Source organism: Saccharomonospora cyanea NA-134 (assembly GCF_000244975.1).
Classification (GTDB): domain Bacteria; phylum Actinomycetota; class Actinomycetes; order Mycobacteriales; family Pseudonocardiaceae; genus Saccharomonospora; species Saccharomonospora cyanea.
The window spans coordinates 1,362,230-1,371,994 of record NZ_CM001440.1 but is presented as its reverse complement, the minus strand read 5'-3'; the positions used below and the strand labels follow the sequence as shown (position 1 = coordinate 1,371,994).

Annotated in this window: 11 protein-coding genes; 9 read left to right on the top strand and 2 right to left on the bottom strand. The window is 71.8% G+C overall.

The window, feature by feature from the left end:
• Positions 1 to 16: 16 nt before the first annotated feature.
• Both SACCYDRAFT_RS06660 and SACCYDRAFT_RS06655 read left to right on the top strand, forming a co-directional pair.
• Complete coding sequence (locus SACCYDRAFT_RS06660) at positions 17 to 850, top strand: SAM-dependent methyltransferase (RefSeq protein WP_043536225.1); 834 nt, start codon at positions 17 to 19, stop codon at positions 848 to 850.
• Positions 847 to 1,764: a ferric reductase-like transmembrane domain-containing protein gene (locus SACCYDRAFT_RS06655; protein WP_005454731.1), complete on the top strand. Its 918-nt coding sequence runs from the start codon at positions 847 to 849 to the stop codon at positions 1,762 to 1,764. The genes SACCYDRAFT_RS06660 and SACCYDRAFT_RS06655 overlap by 4 nt, the downstream gene beginning before the upstream one ends.
• On the opposite strand, the gene SACCYDRAFT_RS06650 is transcribed toward SACCYDRAFT_RS06655, so the two are convergent.
• Both SACCYDRAFT_RS06650 and SACCYDRAFT_RS06645 read right to left on the bottom strand, forming a co-directional pair.
• Positions 1,758 to 2,504: an ABC transporter permease gene (locus SACCYDRAFT_RS06650; protein WP_005454730.1), complete on the bottom strand. Its 747-nt coding sequence runs from the start codon at positions 2,502 to 2,504 to the stop codon at positions 1,758 to 1,760. The genes SACCYDRAFT_RS06655 and SACCYDRAFT_RS06650 overlap by 7 nt on opposite strands.
• The gene (locus tag SACCYDRAFT_RS06645) at positions 2,501 to 3,445 is read right to left on the bottom strand and encodes an ABC transporter ATP-binding protein (RefSeq protein ID WP_005454729.1); all 945 of its coding nucleotides are present in this window, start codon (positions 3,443 to 3,445) and stop codon (positions 2,501 to 2,503) included. Before SACCYDRAFT_RS06645 ends, SACCYDRAFT_RS06650 begins: the two co-directional genes overlap by 4 nt.
• 122 nt (positions 3,446 to 3,567) lie before the next feature.
• Here SACCYDRAFT_RS06645 and SACCYDRAFT_RS06640 point away from each other — a divergent pair, with 122 nt between their 5' ends.
• From SACCYDRAFT_RS06640 to SACCYDRAFT_RS06610, 7 genes are all read left to right on the top strand, one after another.
• The gene (locus SACCYDRAFT_RS06640) at positions 3,568 to 4,752 is read left to right on the top strand and encodes a sensor histidine kinase (protein WP_232283785.1); all 1,185 of its coding nucleotides are present in this window, start codon (positions 3,568 to 3,570) and stop codon (positions 4,750 to 4,752) included.
• Positions 4,749 to 5,360: a response regulator transcription factor gene (locus SACCYDRAFT_RS06635; RefSeq protein ID WP_005454727.1), complete on the top strand. Its 612-nt coding sequence runs from the start codon at positions 4,749 to 4,751 to the stop codon at positions 5,358 to 5,360. Before SACCYDRAFT_RS06640 ends, SACCYDRAFT_RS06635 begins: the two co-directional genes overlap by 4 nt.
• A gap of 45 nt (positions 5,361 to 5,405) precedes the next feature.
• Positions 5,406 to 6,272 carry a dihydropteroate synthase gene (gene folP, locus SACCYDRAFT_RS06630; RefSeq protein WP_005454726.1) on the top strand — a complete coding sequence of 289 codons (867 nt, stop codon included), beginning with the start codon at positions 5,406 to 5,408 and terminating at the stop codon, positions 6,270 to 6,272.
• 143 nt (positions 6,273 to 6,415) lie between these two features.
• Entirely contained in the window at positions 6,416 to 6,919 is a 504-nt protein-coding gene (locus SACCYDRAFT_RS06625) for a GbsR/MarR family transcriptional regulator (protein ID WP_005454725.1), read from the top strand.
• A complete protein-coding gene (locus SACCYDRAFT_RS06620; protein ID WP_005454724.1) occupies positions 6,916 to 8,217 on the top strand; it encodes a glycosyltransferase in 1,302 nt (433 codons plus the stop codon). The genes SACCYDRAFT_RS06625 and SACCYDRAFT_RS06620 overlap by 4 nt, the downstream gene beginning before the upstream one ends.
• 28 nt (positions 8,218 to 8,245) lie before the next feature.
• A complete protein-coding gene (locus tag SACCYDRAFT_RS06615; protein WP_005454723.1) occupies positions 8,246 to 8,695 on the top strand; it encodes an SRPBCC family protein in 450 nt (149 codons plus the stop codon).
• Between the two features lie 5 nt (positions 8,696 to 8,700).
• Positions 8,701 to 9,765, top strand: a complete 1,065-nt coding sequence (locus SACCYDRAFT_RS06610) for an NAD-dependent epimerase/dehydratase family protein (RefSeq protein ID WP_005454722.1) — start codon at positions 8,701 to 8,703, stop codon at positions 9,763 to 9,765.

Sequence of the window (9,765 nt, the reverse complement as noted above, 5' to 3'; positions counted from 1 at the left end):
TCGCTACGCTCGCCGTGTGTCGGATCACAGGAAAACCCTCGACCTCGATCTGAGCCGCCCCAGTTCCGGGCGGGTCTACGACTACTGGCTCGGCGGGTCCAACAACTACGCCGTCGACCGCGAGTTCGCCGAGAAACAGCTCGCCCGCGCCCCCGAGATCCGGGAGGCGGTGCGCGAGAACCGAGCCTTCCTCCGCAGGGCCGTGCGGTTCGCGGCGGAGAGTGGTATCCGCCAGTTCGTCGACATCGGCAGCGGCCTGCCCACGCAGGGCAGCGTGCACGAGATCGCCGACGAGGTGGCTCCCGGCGCGAGCCGTGTGGTCTACATCGACAACGAGCCGGTCGCCCACGCCCACGCGCAGATCCTGTTGGAGGACACCGCCGACCCGGCTCGGCACCGCGCGCTGGCCGGCGACTTCTTCGACGGTGCCGAGTTGTGGAAGCGGGTGCTGGCCGAGGGCATCGATCCCCGGGAGCCGATCTGCCTGCTGACGGTCGCGCTGCTGCACCTGCTGCCCGCGGAGCAGAAGCCGGAGACCGTGCTGGCGTTCTACCGCGACCAGCTCGCTCCCGGCAGCCTGCTGGTGCTGTCCCACGCGTGTCTCGACACCGGTGACGAGTCGGCGCAGCAGGCGTTCGGCCAGATCAGCGACGACTACCGTTCCCGGACGTCGATGAAGGGCGACAGCGGGTTGCGCGGCCGCTCGGAGATCGCGGAGTTCTTCGGCGACTTCGAGCTGCTCGACCCCGGCCTGGTGTGGTTGCCGCAGTGGCGTCCCGACTCGCCGTTCGTCGGCGACCCCGCCCGGACGCGCGCTGTGGCGGGAGTGGCACGCAAGAACCCGGCATGACCGGCCCAGCCGTGGAGGGCAGGCCCACCCGGCGTGGGACGGGCCTGCGCGCCGATCTGCGCGTCGCGGTGTTCGACGCGAGTGCCGCCCTGCTCGTCACACTCGGGCTGTTCGCCTGGTTGACCGCGCGGATCGCCTCCGGCGAGTCCCCCACCCTCGCGGTGATGCCGTTCCTCGCGGACGCCGGTCAGTACTGGCTGTACTGGTTGTGCCAGGCGTTCGGCTGGTCGGCGCTGCTGTGGGCCTGGCTGACGACCATGCTCGGTCTGATCCGGTCGAGCGCCCGCCCGAGCTGGCTGCGCGTCGCACCGGCGCGGGTGGAACGCTGGCACCGGGCCACCAGCCTCACCACGATCGGCCTGATGTTCGCCCATGCCGCCGCCTTCTTCGCGGAACTCGTCCGCGAGGGCGACGGGGTGTGGGCGTCGTTCGTGCAGACGTTCGTGCCCGGCGGCTACACCTCGGGCACCGGGCGGGTCGCCATCCTGCTCGGCCTGCTCGCGTTCTACCTCGCGATCCCGCTGGGGCTCGCCTTCTACGTGCGCGACCGCCTTGGCGCTCGCCTGTGGCGGGCACTGCACCGCTGCATCCTCGTGGTGTACGTCCTGAGCGTGTGGCACACGTTGCTCTACGGCACCAACGTCTGGTTCGACGGGTGGCCGAGGACGACCCTGTGGGTGTTGCAGTTGCCCGTGGCGGTCCTGCTGCTGGCGCGGGTCGTGGCGCCCGCTCGGCCCGTGGAGCGCTGGGAGCGGACGCGGGGTCTCGTGCCGGTCGCCCGCCGTGTGGGCGCCCTGCTGCTGGCCGCGGGCACCGTGGTCGTCCTGGTACTGGTCGTCGTCACGGGTCGGGACGGGGGCAGGCCGCTCAGTCAACCCGCCCCCGCGTCGGTCGTCGACGAGCGCGGTCAGTGACGAGGCTCCCAGCGGAAGTACCGCTTCGCCGCGCCCGCACCGAGCACCGCCCAGGCGACCAGGCCCCCGAGGGCCGGTAGCGCGCCGGAGGCCGTCTCGGACAGCGGCGCCCCCGTGTACGCGAGTTGCGTCAACTGCACGACCGCGCCGCCCGGCGACAGCATCTGCACCGTGCTCAACCCCTCCGCCAGGTCCGTCGCCGCCCAGATCGCGGTGCCGATGAGCACGAAGAACACCGGTGTGGCCACGGTCTGAGCCTGCTCCCCCGACGACGCGAACCCGGTGGTCGCCATGCCGAGCCCCACACTGCACACCGTGCCGAAGACGATCACCGCCACGAGCAGCACGGGATTCGCGGGCAGCGACTCGGCGGCCACGGCGGTCACCACCACCATGAGCAGGCACTGCACGACCGTCACCACCACCACGGGCGCCAGCACGCCCGCGAGAATGGTGGCGTCGGACGCCTCCGAGCAGCGCAGTCGTTTGAGGTACAGCTCGTCGCGGCGATAGGTCAGCGTGCCCGCCGCGGCGATGCAGCCCGACATGCCGAACACGGTGAGCAGCATCAGCGCGACGTAGAACCCCCAGCCCGCCGCGGGGGCCTGCTGGAGCCCGGAGACGACGAACATGCCGCCGATCACCAACGGCATCAGCAGCGCCGACACCGCCACGGCGGTGTTGCGCACCAGCAACCTCAGTTCCGCGGTGAAGATCGACGACAGAGCGCGCGTGTTCATGCCGGTACCTCCGAAGGTCGGGTCGACTCGACGACGTCGCGGAACACCTCGTCCAGCGTCGCGTGGCGGGCGCTGAGGCCGTGCAACCGCAGCTCGTGGGTCCGGGCCCACGCCAGCACGTGTTCCAGGTCGCCCTGCAGGTCGTCGGTGGTGATGCCGACGCGCCCGTCGGCGCAGGAGTCGAGGTCCACGTCACCGAACAGCCGGGGCAGGGATGGCAGCGTGGGCGGCACCGCCCCGTCCGGTGTCGCCACCCGGAAGTCGATGCGGGCCCCGTAGCGGCCGAGGACCTCGGCGAGGCTGCCCTCCACGGCGAGACCCCCCTCGTGCATGATCGCCAGCCGGTGCGCGAGCCGTTCGGCCTCCTCCAGGTAGTGCGTGGTCAAAACGACCGTGGTGCCCTCGGCGAGCAACTCCCTCACCAGCTCCCACGTCGCCTGCCGCGACTCCGGGTCGAGGCCCGTGGTCGGTTCGTCCAGGAACAGGACCTCCGGGCCACCGAGGGTGGCGAGCACCAGGTCGAGCCTGCGCCGCTCCCCTCCCGAAAGCTGCTTCACCCGCACCCCGGCACGATGGGCGAGCCCCAGTCGTTCGAGCGATTCATCCACAGTGGACTTCCTGGTGATCACCCGGCTCCACATCCGAGCCGTCTCGCGCACGGTGAGGTCGCCCGCGAACCCACCGGCCTGCAGCATGATCCCGCACCGCCGGTGCACCAGGGCGCGCTCGCGGAACGGATCATGACCGAGCACGCGTACCGTGCCCTCCGTGGGCGGCCGGTGCCCCTCCAACGTCTCCATCGTCGTCGTCTTTCCCGCTCCGTTCGTGCCCAGCAGCGCGAACAGCTCCCCCCTGCGTACCGAGAACTCCACGTCGCGCACAGCGACGAAGTCGCCGTAGGCGCATCGCAGCCCCCGCGCGGCCACCACTGTTTCACTCATGCCCCCAGCCTGCGCACCCGCGACCGCGCCCGGTAGGGGCAGGTGTCAACGGTCCACATGCGAATGTCCGTGCCGCGCCATGACATCTGTCATCGCGGTGGGGCCGGGTTATGCTCCGTGGCGTGAGCGACGAGGAACCCGGCACCGGCACGGGAATGAGGCGACTGCGCAACTACACGTGGTGGTCGCTGGTGCTGTTGAGCTGCCTCGCCGCGATTCCGGTCCTGCAACTCGCGGCCGGGGACACCGTGCCCCCGGCCATCCTCGTGGTCACGGCTGCGGCCACGGTGTTGACGGTCGTGCAGCGCGTGCGGTTCGTCGCCCGCGGCCTGCGGCGCGGCCAGTCCCCGCCCGGCCCACGCGCCGAGCACGCCGTGACCTTCGCACTGGTCGCGGCCGCCTGGGGCTACGGTGTCGCCGTCGAGTCGAATCCCACCCCGTGGGCGTTCCTCCCCAGCCTGGTCGCCGGGGGTGTGGTGCTCGACGTGGGAAAGGGCCGTCGGCGCTCGGTGACGCTCCTCATGGCGGTCGTGGCGGCAGCGGCCTGCCTGGCGGCGATGCCCTACCGCGAAGCGGATTCGGGCGAGTGGTTCCCGTGGTTCATGGCCGCGCTGGTCGCCGCCTTCGTGCTGTGCTTCGCGGCCCTCGACGTCACGCAGGTGTGGTTCTGGGACATGGTCGTGCAGATCGACCGGTCGCGGGAGGTCGCCGAGGAACTCGCCGTGGCCCGCGAGCGCCTGCGGTTCGCCGCCGACCTGCACGACATCCAGGGCCACCACCTCCAGGCGATCATGCTCAAGGGAGAGCTGACCGAACGCCTCATCGGGCGGGACGACGACGCGGCCAGGGCACAGGCCGCCGAGCTCACCGAACTCGCCCGCACGGCGCTGAAGGACACCCGCCGCGTCGTGCACGGCTACCGGAGCACCGACCTGCGCCAGGAGATCGCGGGCGCCGTGGACCTCCTCGGTGCCGCGGGTGTCGACACGCGGGTACACGGTGACACGCGGAACGTGCCGCCCCCGCTCCAGGCGTTGTTCGGCGCGCTGGTGCGCGAGGGCACCACGAACATCCTCCGGCACAGCCAGGCCACCCGCTGCGAGCTGACGTTGGAGACGGACCACACCACGGCCCGCGTCCGGCTGGTCAACGACGGCGTGAGCCTCCAGGACACCCGGCCCGGCAGCGGCATCGCCGGGCTTCGCGAGCGGTTCGCCGCGCTCGGTGGCGACGTGGAGGGCCGCGTGGTCGAGGATGGTGCCGACACGACGTTCGAACTGGGCGGTCACGCGCCCGTGCGGAGGTGAGACAGCTGATCCGCATCGTGCTCGCCGACGACGAGGACCTCATCCGGGGCGCGTTGGCCACACTGCTCGACCTGGAGGACGACATCGAGGTCGTGGGCCAGGCCGGGGACGGCGACGAGGCCGTCGAGCTGGTCCGTCGCACCAGGCCCGACCTCGCGGTGTTCGACCTGGAGATGCCGCGCTCCGACGGTCTCGACGCGGCGAGCCGGGTGCGCGCCGAACTCGACGTTCCGATCGTGATCGTCACCCGGCACGCGCGGCCCGGGGTGCTGAAACGTGCGCTGACCAGCGGTGTGCGAGGGTTCGTGCCCAAGACCACGGCCGCGAGCCGCCTCGCGGAGATCCTGAGGGACGTCCACGCGGGCAAACGCTACGTGGACCCGGAGATCGCCGCGTCCGCCCTGACGGCGACGAGCTGCCCGCTCACCGAGCGAGAGCTGGAACTGCTGCGGTACGCGCACACGGGGAGCACGGTCGGGGCCATCGCCGAACGGGCCCACCTCGCCCCCGGCACGGTACGCAACTACCTGTCGTCGGCCATGACCAAGCTCGGCGTGTCGACCCGGTACGAGGCCGCTCGCCGCGCCTGGGAGGAGGGCTGGATCTGACGCCGCGCGACACCCCGGCTTCCTGCCGCGGCTAGGGTCTTGGTCGTGGTGACCCTGCATTGCCGTGGCCGCGTGGTGGAGCGGAACCGGGCCCTCGTCATGGCCATCGTCAACCGGACCCCGGACTCGTTCTACGACCGGGGCGCCACCTACGCCCTCGACTCCGCGGTGCGTGCCGTGGACGCCGCCGTCGCGGACGGAGCCGACATCGTCGACATCGGCGGAGTGAAGGCGGGTCCGGGCTCCGACGTGTCCGTGGCGGAGGAGATCCGCCGCGTGGCCCCCGTGGTGGCCGCGGTCCGCGACCGCCACCCCGACCTGCTCATCAGCGTGGACACGTGGCGCGCGGAGGTCGGCAGGCGGGTGTGCGAGGCGGGCGCCGACCTCATCAACGACACGTGGCAGTCGGCCGATCCCGCGCTGGCCGAGGTGGCCGCCGAGTTCGGTGCGGGCTACGTGTGCTCGCACACCGGGGGCGCTTCGCCCCGGACCCTGCCCCACCGCGTCGAGTACGACGACGTGGTGGCCGCCGTGGTCGAGGAGGTCACCAGGCGAGCCGAACACGTGGCCGCGCTCGGCGTGCCCGAGGGTGGCATCCTCATCGATCCGACCCACGACTTCGGCAAGAACACCTGGCACGGGCTCGAACTGCTGCGGCGGCTCCGCGAACTCACCGCCACACCGTGGCCGGTGCTGCTCGCGCTGTCGAACAAGGACTTCATCGGCGAGACCCTCGGCGCCGAGCTGCACGACCGCGTCGACGGCACGCTCGCGGCGACGGCCGTGGCGGCCTGGGAGGGTGCGGCGGTGTTCCGCGCGCACGAGGTGCGCCGCACCCGGCAGGTGGTGGACATGGTGGCCGGCATCCGGGGCACCCGACCGCCGTCGCTGGTGCTGCGCGGCATGACGTGACGTCCTCCCCTGCTTGCAGGCGGGAGACTCCTTCCACACCTGGGCGTGCAAGGAGTCTGGGGGGATTCCTGTTTCGGCGCCCCGCGCCCCGGTGAACCGTTCTACCCTTGTGTAATTTCAGAATTTTCTGAAATCATCTTCGAATGGAGAGATCACCGGAGGGCGGGCGGCCGTCGGCCGACATGTCACCCGCCGAGGAACTGGCGTTGACGCTGACCCGCAACGGGCTGCAGCGAATGACCGCGCGGGTCCTGGCTGCGCTGCTGTTCACCGAGCAGGAGACGCTGACGGCCGGAGAGCTCGGCGAGCGACTGCGAGCGAGCGCGGGCTCGGTGTCGACCGCGCTCAGGACGCTGACCACGACGGGCCTCGTCGAGCGGGTTCCGGTTCCGGGAAGCACCCGCACGCACTATCGCTGCCCGGACGACGCGTGGGTGCGGTTGATGTCCACGCAGAACGAGGTGGTGCGGGCGATGCTGGCCGCGGCGGAACGAGGGATCGAGGCCGCGGGAGACGACAGCGCGGCTGGCAGGCGGTTGACGACCATGCGCGACTTCTACGCCTACCTCATGAGCGAGCTTCCGCTGCTGCTCGACCGATGGCGGCGCCCGAACCCGGGCACCGCGGCAGGCGGGGAACGGCGATGAAGGTTCTCATCCTGACGCTGGGAACCCGTGGGGACGTGCAACCGTTCGTTGCGCTGGCCAGGCAACTCCACCAGCAGGGTCACGAGGCGGTGATCGCCGCGCCGCACCGGTTCGCCGCGTTCGTGCGCGACCACGGGGTGACCTTCGCGGGGGTCGACGACGGCCCGCTGCGGGTACTGGACGAGGGCTCGCCGGTGGCGGACGTGGCGAACGGCGGTGTCAGAGCGAAACTGGCTCTGGCCAGGGCACTGCCGACGATGTTCACCCAGCTCCTGCGCGACTGCTGGGTGGTGGCCTCCGAGGGTGCGGGGCGTGGCGCCGATCTCGTGGTCCACAACGGCCAGATCGTCGCGGGACCGCACCTCGCGGAGAAACTCGGTATTCCGGCGGTGCTGGCGTTGCCGCTGCCGATGTACGTGCCGACGGGTGCGTTCCCGTGGCCGGGCCAGGACCTCCCGCACACGTTGCCCGCCGTCGTGAACCGGCTGTCCTACGCCGGAATGAGGGGCACGACCCTGATGTTCGGCCATCGCATCGACCGGTGGCGGGAGGAACTGGGCCTGCCCCGGCGCCGGGGCAGGCACGACCCGCTACGCACCGTCGACGGCGCGCCCGCGCCGGTGCTGCACGCCGTGAGCCCGCACGTCCTGCCGCGCCCGGCGGACTGGCCCGCGACCGCCGTCATGACGGGCTACTGGTTCCTGGAGGACACAGCCACCACGCCCGAGGCGCAATCGCTGCCCGCCGACCTCGACGCGTTCCTCGCCGCCGGGGAACCGCCTGTTTTCGTGGGTTTCGGCAGCATGTCCGGCGCGGACCCCGCCGCCACGACCGTCACCGTGGTCGAGGCAGCTCGCCGCGTGGGGACCCGGGTCGTGCTGGCCACCGGCTGGGGCGGGCTCGGCGCTGTACCACCGTCCGACGACGTCCTCGTCGTCGGCGACGTCCCCTACCACCGGTTGTTACCGCGGGTGTCGGTGGTGGTCCACCACGGCGGCGCGGGCACCACGGGAGCGGCGGTCGCGGCAGGCAGGCCGCAGCTCGTGTGTCCCTACGTGGCCGACCAGCCGTTCCGGGGGCGGCGCATGCGCGCACTCGGTGTGGCACCGGAGCCGATCAGCCAGAGGAAGCTCGGGCCGGAGAACCTCGCCGGTGCTCTGAGCCAGGCTCTCGGCGACCGGGCCATGGCGACCGCCGCCGCCGAGCTGGGCCGCCGGGTACGCGCCGAGAACGGTGTCGCGGCAGCGGTGCGTGAGCTGGAAAAGGTTGTCGGCGGCACCCCCACGTCGCCGGTATAGCTTCGTCCGGCGCGGGTATGCCAGGCACATGGCCGATTTCGAGCACACCCGAGTCATCGACGCCGAACCCCGCGTCGTCTTCGACATCGCCTCGTCGGAGTCGTCTCTGGACAGCTGGACGCCCGAGGGGGTGGAGGTGGAGCCCCAGGGCGAGGGCACCCTGCACGCCTGGGTGGCCAGCGGCAGCGACGTCCACGACGAGACGGGCTACCTCGACACCGACCGCGACCGGATGCGCCTGCGGTGGGGCGGCACGGACACCGGCTACGAAGGCTGGCTCCAGATCGAACCACACGGTGACAGCGGCTCCGGGGGCTCCGGGAGGCCGGGCACGCTCGCGACCCTGCACGTGACGTTCGAGGGCGGGGCGCCGGAGACGATGGGCGGCGAGCACAGCGCCTCCGTCGACAACAGGATCGAGCAGGCGCTCGACCGGCTCGTGTCCTTGGTGCACGACCGCACCGAGACGACCCGGTGACCGGCATGCGTGTCGTGGTGACCGGTGCGACCGGCAACATCGGCACCAGTGTGGTGCGGGCGCTGGCCGACGATCCGGCGGTCGAGTCGATCGTCGGCCTCGTGCGCCGCAAACCCCGGTGGTCGCATCCGAAGCTGACCGTCAAGAAGATCGACCTCGGCAAGGTCGGCAAGGCGAGCGAGGCCGCGCTCGACTCGGTGTTCGCCGACGCCGACGCCGTCGTCCACCTCGCGTGGCTGTTCCAGCCGACCCGCGACCCGGTGAAGACGTGGCGGACGAACGTGCTGGGCAGCCTGCGCGTGTTCGAGGCCGTCGCGCGCTGTGCGGTGCCCGCGCTCGTGTACTCGTCGTCGGTCGGAGCCTATTCCCCCGGCCCCAAGGACCGTGGCGTCACGGAGGATTGGCCGACGCACGGCTGGCCGGGAGCGGCGTACACCCGCGAGAAGGCGTACCTGGAGCGGGCGCTCGACGCGTTCGAGGCCGAGCACGAGCAGATCCGCGTGGTGCGCATCCGGCCGGGGTTCGTCTTCCAGCGGGAAGCGGCGTCCGAGCAGCGCAGGATCTTCCTCGGCCCGTTCGTGCCCACGAGTCTGGTGCGGCCGGGCCTCGTGCCGCTGGTGCCGAACACGCGGTCGCTGCGAATGCAGGTCGTGCACTCCGACGACATCGGCGAGGCGTTCCGGCTGGCCGTGACCCGCGACGTGCGCGGCGCGTTCAACGTGGCGGCCGACGAGCCCGTCGACGCGGCGCTGCTCGCCCGGTTGCTCGGTGCGCGCACGGTGCCGGTGCCCTCGCGGCTGTTGCGCACGGCCGTGTCGGCGGCGTGGACGCTCCGGCTCGTGCCCGCCTCGCCACAGTTGTTCGACGCGGTGGTACGGCTGCCGCTGATGGACACCACACGAGCCCGCACGGAACTCGGCTGGCAACCCCGGCACTCGGCGGGCGAGGCCGTCGCCGAGTTCCTCACCGGCCTGCGGGAACGCGCCGGTGGACAGACCCCGCCCCTGGCCTCCTCCGTCGAGGGCGGCAGGCTCGGCGAAGTGGCCACGGGGGTCGGCAAGCGGCCGTGA

Excerpts from the sequence above, each read along its gene's own strand:
- SACCYDRAFT_RS06655 (WP_005454731.1), top strand. The coding sequence starts at position 847 with ATGACCGGCCCAGCCGTGGAGGGCAGGCCCACCCGGCGTGGGACGGGC.
- SACCYDRAFT_RS06650 (WP_005454730.1), bottom strand. The coding sequence starts at position 2,504 with ATGAACACGCGCGCTCTGTCGTCGATCTTCACCGCGGAACTGAGGTTG.
- SACCYDRAFT_RS06610 (WP_005454722.1), top strand. The coding sequence starts at position 8,701 with ATGCGTGTCGTGGTGACCGGTGCGACCGGCAACATCGGCACCAGTGTG.
- SACCYDRAFT_RS06625 (WP_005454725.1), top strand. The coding sequence starts at position 6,416 with ATGGAGAGATCACCGGAGGGCGGGCGGCCGTCGGCCGACATGTCACCC.
- SACCYDRAFT_RS06620 (WP_005454724.1), top strand. The coding sequence starts at position 6,916 with ATGAAGGTTCTCATCCTGACGCTGGGAACCCGTGGGGACGTGCAACCG.
- SACCYDRAFT_RS06615 (WP_005454723.1), top strand. The coding sequence starts at position 8,246 with ATGGCCGATTTCGAGCACACCCGAGTCATCGACGCCGAACCCCGCGTC.
- SACCYDRAFT_RS06645 (WP_005454729.1), bottom strand. The coding sequence starts at position 3,445 with ATGAGTGAAACAGTGGTGGCCGCGCGGGGGCTGCGATGCGCCTACGGC.